This is a genomic window from Sphingobium sp. TB-6, from assembly GCF_012927365.1.
GTDB lineage: Bacteria > Pseudomonadota > Alphaproteobacteria > Sphingomonadales > Sphingomonadaceae > Sphingobium.
Map to the genome: position 1 here is coordinate 1 of NZ_JABBGL010000010.1, position 15,667 is coordinate 15,667.

General features: G+C 65.7%; 13 protein-coding genes. 6 read left to right on the forward strand and 7 right to left on the reverse strand.

Annotated features, from left to right (window positions below):
• Positions 1–375: 375 nt before the first annotated feature.
• From HHL26_RS14635 to radA, 6 genes are all read right to left on the reverse strand, one after another.
• Complete coding sequence (locus HHL26_RS14635) at positions 376–1,410, reverse strand: IS110 family transposase (RefSeq protein WP_066559298.1); 1,035 nt, start codon at positions 1,408–1,410, stop codon at positions 376–378.
• 221 nt (positions 1,411–1,631) lie between these two features.
• Complete coding sequence (locus HHL26_RS14640; protein WP_066559304.1) at positions 1,632–5,201, reverse strand: error-prone DNA polymerase; 3,570 nt, start codon at positions 5,199–5,201, stop codon at positions 1,632–1,634.
• The gene (locus tag HHL26_RS14645; RefSeq protein WP_066559307.1) at positions 5,198–6,790 is read right to left on the reverse strand and encodes a DNA polymerase Y family protein; all 1,593 of its coding nucleotides are present in this window, start codon (positions 6,788–6,790) and stop codon (positions 5,198–5,200) included. The genes HHL26_RS14640 and HHL26_RS14645 overlap by 4 nt, the downstream gene beginning before the upstream one ends.
• Positions 6,687–7,547, reverse strand: coding sequence for a hypothetical protein (locus HHL26_RS14650; protein ID WP_066559310.1), 861 nt, complete (start codon positions 7,545–7,547; stop codon positions 6,687–6,689). The genes HHL26_RS14645 and HHL26_RS14650 overlap by 104 nt, the downstream gene beginning before the upstream one ends.
• A 202-nt stretch (positions 7,548–7,749) precedes the next feature.
• A complete protein-coding gene (locus HHL26_RS14655; protein ID WP_066559311.1) occupies positions 7,750–8,265 on the reverse strand; it encodes a CvpA family protein in 516 nt (171 codons plus the stop codon).
• Positions 8,266–8,276: 11 nt separating this feature from the next.
• Entirely contained in the window at positions 8,277–9,644 is a 1,368-nt protein-coding gene (gene radA / locus HHL26_RS14660; RefSeq protein ID WP_066559313.1) for a DNA repair protein RadA, read from the reverse strand.
• Positions 9,645–9,733: 89 nt separating this feature from the next.
• Between radA and HHL26_RS14665 the strand changes: the two genes are divergently transcribed.
• The 3 genes from HHL26_RS14665 (at position 9,734) to HHL26_RS14675 (ending at position 13,467) form a co-directional block, all read left to right on the forward strand.
• Positions 9,734–10,432, forward strand: a complete 699-nt coding sequence (locus HHL26_RS14665) for an endonuclease/exonuclease/phosphatase family protein (protein ID WP_176392455.1) — start codon at positions 9,734–9,736, stop codon at positions 10,430–10,432.
• An 81-nt stretch (positions 10,433–10,513) separates the two neighbouring features.
• Entirely contained in the window at positions 10,514–12,847 is a 2,334-nt protein-coding gene (locus HHL26_RS14670) for a patatin-like protein (protein ID WP_066559316.1), read from the forward strand.
• Positions 12,844–13,467, forward strand: coding sequence for a hypothetical protein (locus HHL26_RS14675; RefSeq protein ID WP_066559318.1), 624 nt, complete (start codon positions 12,844–12,846; stop codon positions 13,465–13,467). Before HHL26_RS14670 ends, HHL26_RS14675 begins: the two co-directional genes overlap by 4 nt.
• A 3-nt stretch (positions 13,468–13,470) precedes the next feature.
• On the opposite strand, the gene HHL26_RS14680 is transcribed toward HHL26_RS14675, so the two are convergent.
• Complete coding sequence (locus HHL26_RS14680) at positions 13,471–13,758, reverse strand: 4a-hydroxytetrahydrobiopterin dehydratase (protein WP_066561903.1); 288 nt, start codon at positions 13,756–13,758, stop codon at positions 13,471–13,473.
• Positions 13,759–13,842: 84 nt separating this feature from the next.
• Here HHL26_RS14680 and HHL26_RS14685 point away from each other — a divergent pair, with 84 nt between their 5' ends.
• The 3 genes from HHL26_RS14685 to HHL26_RS14695 are packed head-to-tail and all read left to right on the forward strand — an operon-like array spanning position 13,843 to position 15,511.
• On the forward strand, positions 13,843–14,268 hold the full coding sequence (locus HHL26_RS14685) for a metallopeptidase family protein (RefSeq protein WP_066559320.1): 426 nt from the start codon (positions 13,843–13,845) through the stop codon (positions 14,266–14,268).
• Positions 14,265–14,867 carry a heme ABC exporter ATP-binding protein CcmA gene (gene ccmA / locus HHL26_RS14690; protein WP_066559325.1) on the forward strand — a complete coding sequence of 201 codons (603 nt, stop codon included), beginning with the start codon at positions 14,265–14,267 and terminating at the stop codon, positions 14,865–14,867. The genes HHL26_RS14685 and ccmA overlap by 4 nt, the downstream gene beginning before the upstream one ends.
• A complete protein-coding gene (locus tag HHL26_RS14695) occupies positions 14,864–15,511 on the forward strand; it encodes a heme exporter protein CcmB (RefSeq protein ID WP_066559326.1) in 648 nt (215 codons plus the stop codon). Before ccmA ends, HHL26_RS14695 begins: the two co-directional genes overlap by 4 nt.
• Positions 15,512–15,667: the final 156 nt, after the last annotated feature.

Here is a 15,667-nt window from a genome sequence, read left to right on the forward strand (position 1 = left end):
CGGAGAAAGAGTGGAAAATGCCGCCGCGCGAGTGGAACATGGCGAAGGCGCAATTTGCCGTTCTCTTCGGCGAACGCTTCATCAGGGCCATGACGGCCTGATGGTCAACCGCCTCGCCGCACACGAACGTATGGCCCGCCCCGTTTGCAAGAGGATTTTACGTTGTTCTGATCAGTCTGCGTCAACGTATACGGTCTCATGGGTGAACCCATGGCCAAGATGGACATCCGCGCGATTGGGGCTCCATAAATTCCGCGGTATCAAGTACCGTTCGTGTGCTCGGGCTCTCCAAACGCCGGTCGACTGTCAGGCCATCTTCTCGATCCTTCCCGCAAACCTCTTTGGCCACCGCGCGCTGGCGTGCGGCCGATCTGATCAGGCAGCCATGCAAGCGTGCCCGCGTTCAAAGGACTGATCCTTGCGCAGGACAGCCCACGCGATCCGTGCCAGTTTGTTGGCCAGCGCCACCACGATAGCATTGCGATGTACGCCTCTCTCGATCATCGCCTTCAGCCAGTGACCGAGAGGCGTGTTGCTCTGGGATAAAGACGGCAACGCGGCTCTTGCACCGTGAATGAGCAGGGTACGCAAATAGGTGTTGCCGCGCTTGGTGATCCCGAACAATCGCGCCTTCCCTCCGGTGGTGTGCTGACGCGGGACAAGTCCCAGCCAGGCCCCCAGGTCCCGAGCTTTGGCAAAAGAGCTCGCATCGCCGACTGCCGCCACCAGCGCGGTAGCATTGAGGACACCGATTCCCGGCACCGATATGAGCCGGCGCATGCTTTCATCCTGGCGAGCCAACGCAACAAACTCCCCGTTCAGCGCGTCGATCCGTGCATTAAGCTCCTGCCATTCGGCACGCAAATCCGCGACCATTTGACGCATCCGCGACGATAGGCTTTCCTCCCCATCGCCCAGTAACGCATCCACGCCCATTTCCAGTTTGCGGCGACCGGCTGCAAAGATCACGCCGCGTTCGAGCAGGAAAGCCCGCAATTGGTTGATCAACATCGTACGTGATGCCACCAACCGCGAACGAGCTCGGTGCAGACTCTGAATATCCAGCTGCTCCTGGCTCTTGAGTTCGACAAACCGCATTGTCGGGCGCGACGCAGCTTCGGCGATCCCTTCGGCATCTCGATCATCGTTCTTCTGGGCTTTAATATAGGGGCGAACATATTCGGGCGACATTAGCCGGATCTCGTGTCCTTGCGCTGCGAACAGCCGCCCCAGATGATGCGCACCGCAGCACGCCTCCATCGCAATTACACAGGCTGGGAGCTTGCGCACATAGTCGATCAGACCCTGACGGCGCATTGATCGACGCACCACCACCGCGCCGTTACCGTCCACGCCTACCACACTGCAAACGTTCTTGCCCAGATCAACGCCAAGGATCACAATAGACATCGGTCCGCTCCTTTCCCTTTTCGAGCACCAGCATCATATCCGATGCCGGGGAAAAGGGGCGGGCCATTCCATAAATTCCTGACAGCCCCGAGAGCGGAGATCATTTCCGTCATCCCAGCGAAAGCTGGGATCTCAGGCGATAGCGCACGACCTGGCCTCACGAGATCTCAGCTTTCGCTGGGATGACGATTGTTGGCGTTCACTCCTGGCCATTTCCATCCTCAATGAAAATCCCGCGATTGCGGCAAGATCCGCACATTGCGCGGATGCCCTGAGGCACGTGCATGAGGCTTGCGAGAAGGCTCCTCCACACCTGTTTGCGAAAGCCGCCCCAACTCCACCGTCCGATCATGCACTCGGGCAGCCATCAGGTGGACGACTCCCTCCTTGCTGCGCTGCACTTCCCCTTCGACCAGCATCAGCCGCGACGCCATGACCGGCCGCCGCTGCATTTCGAACAATCGCGCCCAGAGCAGGATGTTGGTGATGCCCGTCTCATCCTCGATCGTAATGAAGACCGCATTGCCCTTGCCCGGCCGCTGTCGCACCAGCACCACGCCGGCCGTCTTCACCAGCGTCCCGTTTTTCACCGCCGATGTCTGCGCGCAGCTCAGCACGCCCTCCGCCGCGAAGACCGGGCGCAGGAATTGCATCGGATGCCCCTTGAGCGACAGCCGCGTCACCAGATAATCGGCCTCGACATGCTCTGATAACGCCATGGCGGGCAGCATCGCATCCGGCTCATCGCCCAGTTCCCGCGCCTTGGCCGCGGCGAACAGGGGTAATTCATCCGAAGGCGTCCGCCGCGCTTCCCAGAGGGCAGCCCGCCGGTCCTGCCCCAGCGACCGGCAGGCGTCGGCGTCCGCCAGCAACCGCAAGGCCCGCGCCGGCAATCCCGCCCGCCGCGCCAGATCCTCCATAGTGGCAAACAGCCCGTCCGCCCGCGCCGCGACCAGTTGCTTCGCCCAATCCTCGCGAAAACCATCCACCTGCCGTAAACCCAGCCGCAGCGCCAAGGCCCGCCCCTGCCCCTCGCCCCGCTTGCCGTGCCGCGATCGCAGCAACGGTTCGAGCGCATTGTCCCAGCCGCTCATGTTCACATCGACATCATGCACGGTGACGCCATGCTCCCGCGCATCCCGCACGAGTTGCGCCGGGGCATAGAAACCCATGGGCTGCGAATTCAGCAGCGCGCAGGCGAACACGGCGGGCTGGTGGCATTTGATCCAGGCCGAGACATAAACCAGCCGCGCGAAGGACAGCGCATGGCTTTCCGGAAAACCGTAACTGCCGAACCCCTCGATCTGCTTGAAGCAGCGCTGGGCGAACTCCGCCTCATAACCGCGCTCGACCATGCCCTTGATCATCTTCTCGCGAAAATGATGGATGGTGCCGACATTGCGGAATGTCGCCATGGCGCGACGGAGCCGGTTGGCGTCCACGTCGCTGAAATCGGCCGCAACGATCGCCAGCCGCATCGCCTGCTCCTGAAACAGCGGCACGCCCTTGGTCTTGTCGAGGATTTTTTCCAGCTCGTCCTTCGGCCCATGGTCCGGCGCGGGCGAGGGATAGGTCACCTTTTCCTCTCCACAGCGCCGGCGAAGATAGGGATGGACCATATCGCCCTCGATCGGCCCCGGACGGACGATCGCCACCTGGATGGTGAGGTCATAGAGGGTGCGCGGCTTCAGCCGTGGCAGCATGTTGATCTGCGCCCGGCTTTCCACCTGGAACACGCCGATGCTGTCGCCCTTGCACAGCATGTCGTAGACGGCATCGTCCTCCGCCTCCATATCGACCGTCAGTTGATGGTCGCCCAGCCCCTGCTCGCGCATCAGGTCGAAGGCCCGGCGGATGCAGCTCAGCATCCCCAGCGCCAGCACGTCGACCTTCATCAGGCCGAGGGCGTCGATGTCATCCTTGTCCCACTCGATGAAGCTGCGATCCTCCATCGCCGCATGGTGCAGCGGAACCGTCTCGTCGAGCCGGTTCTGGGTCAGCACGAAGCCGCCCACATGCTGCGACAAGTGACGCGGAAAAGGCCGATGCAGCAACTGGTCGACAATGGCCTTCAACTGCACGATCTGCGGATTGTCGAGCGCAAAGCCCGCCTCCACGATCCGCGCATCGCCCATGTCGCCGGAATAGCTGCCCCAAACCGTGCTGGACAGGCGCGTCGACACATCCTCGCTGAGGCCCAGCACCTTCGCCACTTCCCGCACGGCGCTGCGCGAACGGTAATGGATGACGGTCGCGGCGATCCCGGCGCGATGGCGGCCATAGCGCTCATAGATATATTGCATGACCTCCTCGCGCCGCTCATGCTCGAAATCAACGTCGATATCGGGCGGCTCGTTGCGCTCTTCGGATACGAAGCGGGAAAAGAGCAGGTCATGCTTGCGCGGATCGACGGAGGTCACGCCCAGCAGGAAGCAGACCATGCTGTTCGCCGCCGAACCCCGGCCCTGGCAGAGGATGCCCTTCGTCCGGGCAAAGGCCACGATGTCGTGAACGGTCAGGAAATAATAGGCATAGTTGCGCTTGGCGATCAGTTCGAATTCCTGCCGCAGCGATTCACGCACCTTCCGGGGAATGCGCGGACCATGGCGGGCATGGGCGGCCGACCAGGTCAGCTCCTCCAGCCATTGCTGCGCCGTCCAGCCCTCCGGCACCGGCTCATGGGGATATTCATAGGCAAGCTGGTCGAGCGTGAAATGCACCTGACTTAAGAAACGCCCGCTTTCCGCCACCGCCTCCGGACAATCACGGAACAGATGGGCGATTTCGGCAGGGCTATGGACATGCCTCTCCGCATTCGCCTCCAACAGGCGCCCTGCTTTGGCGATGCCAGTGCCTTCGCGGATGCAGCTCAGCACATCCTGCAAGGGACGCTGCGCTGGACTGGCATAGAGGGCGTCCATGGTCGCGAGCAAAGGCACGCCCGCCGCCGCCGAAAGCGCCTTGAACCGCGCCAGCCGCCGCGCATCCCGTCCATCCCGACCCAATGCCGCCCCCAGCCAGACCCGGCGCGGCGCCAAGCGCGACAATCGGACCAGAAGCCCCTCCAGATCGGCCGGAGGCGGCGGCGGCACAAGGCTGAGATGGCCCTGCCTGATCGCCTCCTTCGGCGGCCGGTCATCATAATCATACTCCACCGGCTTGCGATGCGCCGTCTGCTCGGTCGCGGTGGAACCGGGCATCACGATCAACAGCAGATCGTCGAGATAGGCGGTCAGATCCTCATAGCGCAGGATGCAGTCGCCCTTCACCGACCGGAGATTGCCGACGGTCAGCAATTTGGTGAGTTCGCCCCAGCCCCGCCGCGTCGCGGGATAGGCAACGATGTCCGGCGTGCCGTCGGCAAAGACCAGCCGCGCCCCGACGACCAGCCGCAGATCGGTCCGGCAGGCGCGCTCCTCTTCATCGCTGAGTTCCAACGGCTGGCCTGCTTCCTTGCGCGCTTCCAGCAGCGCCTCGCGCATCCGTTCGGGCCAGCGCTTGCGCGCGACATGGGCGCGGACCACGCCGGCGACCGTGTTGCGATCGGCAATACCCAGACCCTGAAGGCCCAGCATGATAGCACGCGTCACCATGTCCTGCGCATGGGACGCGCCGCGCAGGAAGGAGAAATTGGTCGCGGCCACCAATTCGGCAAAGGGTGGAGCCTCAGTCGGCGGGGATTGGCCCGGTGGTTTACGCCGCGCTTTCTCCCGCACGGCTTCCAGCGCCTCCTGCTCCCGCCGGTCGATGGATTTGGGTTTTGCCGGATCGGGTCCGCTGCCCCGTTTCATGCGAACAGGCCATGAATATACCAGCCCGGATGCACCGCTTCGATCCCGTAAAGCCCGTGGCGGAAAATCCAGTAGCGCCGCCCGCGTGCATCCTCGACCCGGTAATAGTCCCGCGTCAGCCCGACGCTTTCCCCCTCCAGCGCGCCGTCCTTGGCCGTCCACCATTCGGGCGCGATGCGTTCGGGGCCTTCATAGCGCGTCACTTCATGCAAAGCCCGCCGCCAACGGAAGCGATGCGGCGGGCCGTCGGGCACTTGCGCCACCACATCGATCGGCTGGGGCGGATCGAACAGATGCAGCGGGCGCAGGGGCGGGTCGCCTGCCTCCTGGCTTTGCGGCCAGTTCATGGGCGCGCGGCTTTCCATGGCGGGCAGGGCAAGCTGGGCCTGTTCGGGAATATGGCTGTCGCTTGGGTGAAGCCGCTGGATACGCGCCCGCCCCGCCCGGATCGACAGCCGGTCCACCAGCGCCGCGACGCTTTCTTCGCGACGCGCCTCTCCCCCTTCCAGCGCCAATTGCGTCGGCGCCATCGGTTCAGCCTGCGGCACGGTGAGGCGCAGCATGTCGAAGCCGAAACCGGGGTCAAGTGGATCGGACAGCGCATCGATCCGTTCCTGCACCAGCCGCATGATCGCGGGCGCATCGCGCACCGGCAGGCTGGTTTCGACCCGCAGCGGAAAGGCGAGGCCATCGCTGCGGAAGAACAGCGCTTCGAACCGCCTACCGCCTTGGCCGCGTTCACCGAGCCGCTCTCCCGCCTCCGCCGCCATCTCTTCCAGCACTTTCAGGGCAAAGGCGGTGCTGCCCATCGGTTCGGCAAAGCGCCGTTCGATCCGGATCGCCGGGCGCGACCGCCGGGGCGCAAGCGGCCGCCGCCCCAACCCAAGCAGGCCATGCAACGCATCCACCGCTTCCTCACCGAAGCGCGACGCCAGGATCGCCGCCGGTCGCGCCGCCAGATCGCCCACGGTACGCAGCCCCGCCCGGCGCAGCGCCACCACGCTTTCCTCCTCCAGCCGCAATGCCTCGACCGGCAGGCGCCGCAGCGCCGCATCCTCGTCCGCCGCAGCGCCGACCGAAAAACGGCACAGCGCATGGGCGCCCTCCGCCGTTCCGGCGAGGGCATGGCGCACCCGCATGCCATGGCGCTCCAGCCGCTCCGCCGCCTCCCGCGCCAGCATGTCCTCCCCGCCCCAAAGATGCGCGCAACCCGTAATGTCGAGCATCAGGCCGAAGGGGGAATCGAGCGCCGCAACCGGCGTATAGCGGGCGCAACCGTCGCACAGCCGCTCCAGCCAGTCCTGATCGCCATGGGGATCGGCATCGAACATACGCAGACCGGGTTCCCGCGCGCGGGCGTCGGCCAGCGTCATGCCGGGCGTCAGGCCCAGCGCCAGGGCATCGGCGTCCAGCGTCGCCAGCCGCATCGCGCCGCGCACCTGCTCGACGACGACCGCAGGCCCTTCGCCCTGCGCTGCCCAAAGGTCAGGCCGCGCGATCCGCAGCCGGTCGACCGGCAGGAACGGAAACCACAGCGCCAGATAGCGGCGCTTGCCGATCGCGTCCTCCGCCATCCTGTCTCCTGCCATCCTGTTCCCTGCCGCTCTGGCCAAGGTCATGGCGTTCATCGCGCCCACCTCCACTTTCTTCAAACATGCCCCGGCCATTGTCCCAGACCAGCCGCCAGCCGAGCCCATCCCGCCCCGCCCGCCGCCGCAACAGGCTGAGATCGAAGGCGCACATGCCCGGCCCGTTCCCCGGCACGGGCAGCGAAGGCGCAGCCGCCACGCGCCACCGCGTATCCGCCGCGCTCGGCACCGGATCGCCGCCCACCCGCAACATGAAGGCCGTCACGCCCGATGCCTCCGCCGCCAGCGCCAACCGCCGGCTGGCCGTCAGGTCGAGCAAGGGCGCGGAACCATGCAGTTCCACCACCAGCCCGCCCAAGGCCGGACAGCGCAGCGCATCCACCGCAGCGCGCAACAGCATCCCGTCATCGGCCATCACGCCGATCACCAGCCGCTCGGGATCGACTCCCAGCGCCGCCAGTCCCGGACCATAGGGCATGCCCCCTGCCCGCCCCGCCGCCGCCGTCCGCAGCCAGAGCAGAGGCGCATCCCCTGCCGCCAGCCGCGCCAGGATTAACGCCAATCCCGCCCCCGCCGCCGCTTCCTCCACCGCAGCGAAGAATTCATGCACCCGGCCACGCGCCAATCCGCCATCCAGCGCCTGATCGATCGCCGCATGGCCGGTTTCCACCCGCGCATGAGGCTGCGAGGCTGGAACGCCCTCCAGCGATGCAATATGCCGCCTGAGGGCGGCGAGGGACTTCACCGACTCGACCATATTGTTTGTTCCTGATTTGTTCTTTTCGACGCAATGACGGACGCTGTCAATTGAGCGTGGCGACCCGATCCAGAAAATGCGCAAGGCGGCGCATCTGCCGGTCCATCAAAGGTTCAAGGATGAGGCCGCCCGTTCGGCCACCGTCATCCCGGTCAGGATGAGGAGCTGATATCCCAAGGCCGATAATTGAACCGAAACCGACCTATTCGGCTTCCATAGACTTGTGCGCCCGGCGCTCTGCCACGAATTCGCTGATCGCCTGACCGCTGGCATTGAGCAGCGGATAGGTGCGCGCGTCGGACAACCAATCCGGGCGTCGGGCACCACTGCCGTAGAAAGTGTCGTAGACGAGGCTGAACGCCAGAAACACCAGAGTCGCGCCGATCAAGCCCTTGACCGCGCCGAAGCCCGCGCCCAGCACGCGGTCGACGGGACCGAGCACCGACTGGCGCGTGCGGCGGCCGATCGCATGGGCCAGCAGCTTGCCCGCGCCGAAGGTGATGCCGAACACCAGCGCGAAGGCGAGCACCGCCGCGCCGCTGGTGCTGCCGATGAAGGGTGTGACCAGCTCGGTGGCCGAAGCGTGGAACAGGCGGATTGCGAAGATCGCCAGCACCCAGGCGATCAGCGACAGGGTTTCCTGCACAAAGCCGCGCATCAGGCCGAAGATCGCACAACCGCCGATCAGGAGCAGGACGAGAATATCGATCGCGTTCATCGCGTTGCTGGCTATCCGCGCCCGAGCATCTGGTCAACAAGTTGCGCGAGGGCGCGATAGCCGCTGACGGAAATGCCCTTCACCCCATCGGCCACGGCGGCAGGCACGAAGGCGCGATTGAAGCCCAGCTTGGCAGCTTCGCGCAGGCGGAGCGGCGCATGGGCGACCGGGCGGATTTCGCCGGACAGCGCGATTTCACCGAAGAGAACGACGTCGGCGGGAACCGGGCGTTCCGACAGCGCGGACATCAGCGCGGCGGCGACGGCCAGGTCGGCGGCGGGGTCCGACAGGCGATAGCCGCCCGCGACGTTGAGATAGACTTCGCAGGTCGAGAAACTGAGCCCACAACGCGCCTCCAGCACGGCAAGCACCATGGCAAGCCGCCCGCTGTCCCACCCGACCACCGCACGGCGGGGGGTAGCGCCGCTGGAAAGGCGGACGACCAGCGCCTGTATCTCCACCAGCACCGGGCGCGTGCCTTCCAGCGCCGGAAAGACGGTGGCGCCTGTTACCGTTTCATCGCGGTGCGTCAGGAACAGGGCGGAAGGATTGCTCACCTCCTCCAGCCCCTCCGCCACCATGGCGAAGACGCCAATCTCGTCCGTGCCGCCGAAGCGGTTCTTGATCGCGCGCAAGATGCGATATTGATGGCTGCGTTCGCCCTCGAAGCTCAGCACCGTGTCGACCATATGTTCCAGCACGCGCGGTCCCGCGATGCTGCCATCCTTGGTGACATGGCCAACGAGAATCAGCGCCGTGCCGCGCTGCTTGGCGAAGCGGATCAGTTCCTGGCTGGAAGCGCGCACCTGGCTCACCGTGCCGGGCGCGCCTTCGATCAGGTCGCTGTGCATGGTCTGGATCGAATCGATGATGAGCAAGGCGGGCGGCGTTTCCTCTCCCAGCGTCGTCAAAATATCGCGGACGGAGGTGGCGCTGGCGAGTTGCACCGGGGCATTGCCCAGGCCCAGCCGCTGGGCGCGCAAGCGGACCTGATCGGCCGCTTCCTCGCCGCTGATATAGGCGACGCGGTGTCCCGCCATGGCGATGCGAGCGGCGGCCTGCAACAACAGCGTCGACTTGCCGATGCCGGGGTCACCGCCGATCAGCGTGGCGGAGCCGGAGACGATGCCGCCGCCCAAAGCGCGGTCGAACTCCGCAATGCCGGTGGTGGTGCGGGGCGGCAATTCGACCTTGTCGTCCAGGCCCACCAGCCTCAGCGCGCGGCCGCCGCTGTGCAGATCATGGCGGGCGGAAAAAATTGTTTCGGCCACTTCCTCAACGATGCTGTTCCATTCGCCGCAATCGTCGCATTGCCCCTGCCAACGGTTTGAAACAGTGCCGCATTGCTGACAGACGAATTTGCGCTTTGCCTTTGCCATGGGGCACGCATATCAGAACATATGCGGAACACAAATCCCCTTTGCATCTTCCCATGGAAACCGGGCGCGGAGTGGGGCATTGTTTCGACATGAAGACCGTTCGTGTCGCGAGCTATAATATCCGCAAGGCCATTGGCACCGACCGCCGCCGGGTTCCGGAACGGGTGATCGACGTGCTGAACGAACTGGACGCCGACATCATCGCGCTGCAGGAGGCGGACCGGCGCTTCGGCGTGCGGTCGGCGGCACTGCCGCCCTGGCTGCTGGAGAGCATCAGCCCCTACAAGCCGGTGCCGCTCAACGTGCATGTCGATTCCATGGGCTGGCACGGCAATGCCATATTGGTGCGCAAGGAAGCGCAAATCGGCACGCATGACGTGCTGCACCTGCCTTGCCTGGAACCACGCGGCGCCACCATGGCGGAGGTGACGCTGGGCAAGGCGAGCCTGCGCATCTTCGGCATGCATCTCGACCTGTCGGGGCTGTGGCGGCGCAAGCAGGCGGCGGCGGTGATCCACGCGGCGGGCCTGCGCGACACCATGCCGACGGTGCTGATGGGCGACCTCAACGAATGGAGCGCGGAACGGGGGTGCCTCGCGGATTTCGCGCGGCATTACAGCTTCGCGCCCTGCGGCCGGTCCTTCCATGCGCGGCGGCCAGTGGCGCGGCTCGACCGCATCATGCATTGCGGGCAGTTGAAGCTGGCCGATTGCGGCGTGCATGAAAGCGCGGCGGCGCGGCGGGCTTCGGACCATCTGCCGATCTGGGCGGAGTTCAAGCTGGGGTGATGCGCGATTCCCGTGGGACAAACGCGCATACCCATCAACGCTCTCTCGACAAGCGGCTCTTGCTCTGCAACTCTCAACCCCATGAAAGAGCGGGAACTCAGGCTCGCACTGGTCTGCTATGGCGGGATCAGCCTGGCCGTCTACATGCACGGCATCACAAAGGAAATCTGGCATCTGGCTCGGGCCAGCCGGGCTTTTCATGACGGCGCGCCATCGGGCAACAGCAGCGAGGCGGTCTATCGCAAACTGCTGAAGGATCTTGAACAGGCCTGCGGCGTCAAATTGCGCGTGATGCCCGATATCATCGCGGGCGCGAGCGCGGGCGGGATCAACGGCATCTTCCTGGCACAGGCGATCGAGACGGGCCAGTCGCTCGACCCGCTGACCGACATGTGGCTGGACAATGCCGATGTCGAAAGGCTGCTCGACCCCGACGCCCGGCCCGCCCGGCGGATCACCAAATTCTGGGCGACCCCGCTCGTCTGGATGGCGGCGCGGCATCCGGGCGACACGGTCGAGCGCACCGTCGCCCCCGACACGCGGGAGGAGGTGCGGCACAAGCTGTCGCACTTCATCCGCTCCCGCTGGTTCGAGCCGCCCTTTGGCGGCGAAGTCTTCACCGCCATGATCCTGGACGCCTTCGATGCGATGGAGGCGACCGGGCGCGGCCCCGCGCTGCTGCCCGCCGGTCATCCGCTGGACCTGTTCGTCACCGTCACTGATTTCGAAGGGCATCCGCAGAGCCTGAACCTCCACAGCCCGCCGCAGGTGGTGGAGACGGAGCATCGCCTGTCGATCGGCTTCCGCGCCCATGGTCAGGTCGGCCGCAGCCTTGCCGATCCTGCCGAGTTGGTCTTCGCCGCGCGCGCGACCGCCAGCTTCCCCGGCGCCTTCCCGCCCTTCACCGTGCGCGAGCTGGACCGGGTGCTGAAACGCCGCCATCGCGCCTGGCCGACGCGGGACGCCTTCCTGACGCGCGCCCTGCCCCGCCACGCCGCGCGGGGCCGCGTGGAGGATGCCGTGCTGATCGACGGATCGGTGCTGGCCAACGCCCCCTTCGCGCAGGCGATCGGCGCGCTCAAGAACCGTCCGTCCCGGCGGGAGGTCGATCGGCGCTTCGTTTATATCGACCCCAAGCCCGGGCACCGCTCGATCCAGCTCAACCGGCAGGGCGAGGCGGAGGAGGCGCCTTCGGGCGAGGAGGCGCCCCTGCCTGGCTTCTTCCGCACCATATTCGGCGCCTTGAGCGACATTCCCCGCGAACAGCCGATCCGCGACAATCTGGAGGCGATCGACCGGCACAGCGCCCGCATCCGGCGCATGGTGCGCATATTGAACGCGCTGCGGCCGGGGATCGAGGCCGAGGTGGAGGGCACCATCGGCGGTATGCTGTTCCTCGACCGGCCGACGCCTGCCCGGCTTTCCGCCTGGCGCGGCAAGGCGCAGCAGCGGGCGGCCAACTCCGCCGGTTTCGCCTTTCCGGCTTACGGGCATCTCAAGCTTTCCGGCATTGTCGAGGATCTGGCCGACCTGCTGTTCCGCCTGAGCGGGGAGGAAAGCCCGCTGATGCGCGAAAGCTACCGCCAGTCGCTGTGGAGCCATGTGCGCGCGATCGGTGCGGATCGATTGACCGAGGATGTCGGTCCCGCCTCCGCCCCGGTCGGCTTCTTCCGCCAGCATGACCTGCCCTTCCGCATTCGCCGCCTGCGTTTTCTGGCACGGCGGCTGGCCGAGACGCTGGAGGTGGAGACGACCACGGATGATGCCATCCTCCAGAAGATGCACGACGCCATCTATGCCGCCCTGTCGCATTATACCGAATGCGAAGGCGTCGATTTCTATAATGGCGAAATCCGGGCAGCGGCGCGGGAGGTGCCCAATGATCCGGGCGCCGCGCTGGAGGCGGTGGCGCAACTGCGGGGCTTGCGCGAACGCGACGAGGCGGCGGACATGATGCTGGCCGATGCGCTGGCGGGGCTGCCCAAGGCGGCGCGGCGCACCATGCTGCTCGCCTATCTCGGCTTTCCCTTTTACGACATCGCCACCCTGCCGCTGCTGCAAGGCCATGGGATGGACGAATATGATCCGGTCAAGGTCGACCGGATTTCGCCGGAGGATTGCAGCGCGATCCGGCCCGGCGGGGCGGAAGCCACGCTGAAAGGCATTGAGTTCAACAATTTCGGCGCCTTCTTCAGCCGCGCCTATCGCGAGAATGATTATCTCTGGGGGCGGCTCCATGGGGTGGAGCGGCTTCTGGATATCGTGATTTCGGCATTGCCTGCGGCAAGCCGTCTTTCGCAGGAGGCGGTGCATCAGTATAGGCGGACCGCTTTCCTGGCGATCCTCGATGAAGAAGAAAAGCGGCTGGACCATGTCGCTGATCTGATCGCCAGCTTGCGAGAGGAGATTGGGTGAACGCAGGCCGGACGCTGTTTCCGATGATGGTGCTGGCGCTGGTTGCCGGTTGTTCTCCAGCCCCCGACGAGCAGGTGAGCGCGAGAGAACGGCCTGGTGAACGGGCCGCCCTGCCCGATTCGTCGTTGACGCGGGATGCGCCGTTGCCCCGCGAAGCGGCGGCTCCGGCATCAGCCCCCGCCATTCTTCCCGACATCGATCCCGCCCTTGCCGACATGCAAGCGGCGCAGGGCGGCGAACGGAAGGCGAGAAATCGGACGCCCGCCGATCCGACCAGTAAAACGCCGTCGCAGTCGCTGCCGACAACACCATCTGTGGCCAACATCCGGCCCCCGGCCTATGTCCTGGACCTGCCACCCTCTGACGGTGCGGCCGACGCCCAGCCCTTTCCCGATGAGGTGACGCGCTACATGGTGGACCGCGACAGTTGCGACCATTTTCGCGGCGAGGAAGCCTATGATACGGAGCGGCTTGCCTATTTGCAGGAGAATATAGCGGAGCTTTGCACGGGCACCGACGCCCGGCTGGCGCTGCTGCGCCAGCTTTATGCCCGTGACCCGGCGGTCATGTCCGCGCTCAGCGGCTATGACGACCGGATCGAGGGCAACGCATCGCAATAGCGCTTACAACAGAGCGTCGATCTGCGTGGCGAGGTCGATGTCGCGGCGCGACAGGCCGCCCGCATCATGGGTGGTCAATATGATGTCGACCCGGTTGTAGACATTCGACCATTCGGGATGATGGTCCGCCTTTTCCGCAAGCAGCGCCACCTGCGTCATGAAACCGAAGGCGGCGGTGAAATCCTTGAACGTGAAGAGGCGGCGGATGCCGTCAGGGTCTTGAACGGCCGTCCATTCGGGCAAGTTCCTGAGCGCCAGAGCGCGTTCCTCTCCATCCAGTTTCGCGATCATCTCTTTTTCCTGACTTTTCCCCGCCTCATCCGACGGCATTAACCCATTTTCCGGTGCGTCGAGAGTTTGCAGACGATTCGGAACATGCTTTATGTCTTCCCTATGCATGATGCCGGTCAACCACCCCGATTTGCGCCGACGCGCGAGGATATCGAAAAGCTGGCGCTGAAGGCGCTGACGCGCCTGCCCGAACCGTTCCGGTCGCATCTTTCCGACGTCGTGCTGTTCGTTGAGGAATTTGCCGATCCCGGAATACTCAAGGAGATGGAGATCGACGATCCCTTCGGCCTCACCGGCCTCTATTCCGGCCGGCCGGTGGGGGAAGCGGCGCAGACCGGCGACATGCCGCCGACCGTGCACCTGTTCCGCCGTCCGCTGCTGGACGAATGGGTGGAAACCGGCGTGCCGCTCGACATGCTGATCACCCATGTGGTGGTGCATGAAATCGGCCATCATTTCGGCCTCTCCGACCTCGACATGCATGTCCTGGAGGACATGGTCACCCTATGAGCCGGGTGGGATTGCACCTGTCGGACGTCGCCTGCGTGCGCGGCGGGCGGTTGCTGTTCCGCGGCGTCGATCTTGCCATGGAGCCGGGCGGCAGCGCGCTGCTGAAAGGGCCGAACGGCATCGGCAAGTCCAGCCTGATGCGGATCTGCGCCGGGCTGCTGCGCGCTTCGGCGGGAACGGTGGACCGCCATGGCAGGGTCGCGCTGACCGACGAACGGCTGGCGCTGGACATGGAACAGCCGCTCGGCGCGGCGCTCGGCTTTTGGGCGCGGCTGGATGCGGCGGCGCCGGGCGCGCTGGACGCGGCTTTGGCGGCGATGGCGCTGGAGGCGCTCCGCCAGGTGCCGGTGCGCATGCTGTCGACCGGCCAGCGCAAGCGCGCGGCGCTGGCGCGGGTGATCGCTGGGGGCGCGCCGATCTGGCTGCTCGATGAACCGGGCAACGGGCTGGACGATGCGGCGTTGGAACTGCTGGGCGATGCGGTGGCGGCGCATCTGGCCAAGGGCGGAATCGTCGTCGCTGCGTCGCATCAGCCGCTGCCGCTGGCGACGCCGGTGATATTGGCGATGCAGGATCATGTCGCGGAGGAGGACGCGTGAATATCCTCCTGACCCTGGCCAGCCGGGATTTGCGGCAGGCCTGGCAGTCCGCCGGGCTGTGGCTGCCCGTCGCCTTTCTGTTGCTGGTCGCCAGCCTCTATCCCTTTGCGGTGGGGCCCGATGCGGCCTTGTTGCGGCGGACTGGTGGCGGCATGCTGTGGATCGCGGCGCTGCTCGCCAGCCTCTTGCCGGTGGACCGGCTGGTGGCGCCGGACAGGGACGCGGGCGTGCTCGATCAGATCGCTCTGCGCGGCATCGGGGAGGAGATGGTCGTGCTGGCGCGGCTGATCGCGCATTGGCTGGGTTTCGGCCCGGCGCTCATGATCGCGACCCTGCCCGCCGCTGCCCTGTTGAAGCTGGATGGAGCGACCATCGGCTTGCTGGAGGCGGGACTGTTGATCGGCACGCCTGCGCTGGCGGCACTGGGGCTGCTGGTGGCGACATTGACCGCCGGGCTGCGATCGAGCGGCGCGCTGGCGGGGCTGCTGGCGCTGCCGCTGGCCGTGCCGCTGCTGATCTTCGGCGCGGGGACGCTGGGCGACGGCAGCGGCGCGGCGCTCAAATTCCTGGGCGCGGCATCGCTGCTGCTGGTCGCGATCACGCCCTTTGCCGGCGGTGCTGCGATCCGGGCGGGGCGGGAATAAGCGAGACGGTTTCGGTTGGAAGGCGGACGATCTGCTTCGCGCTGCTTTCCTTGAAGCGCATCGCGCTCCTGCGAAGGCAGGAGCCCAGTTCCTACGGTGCGATGATCCACAAGCGGCGGAACTGGGTTCCTGCCTTCGCAGGAACACGGATCAATC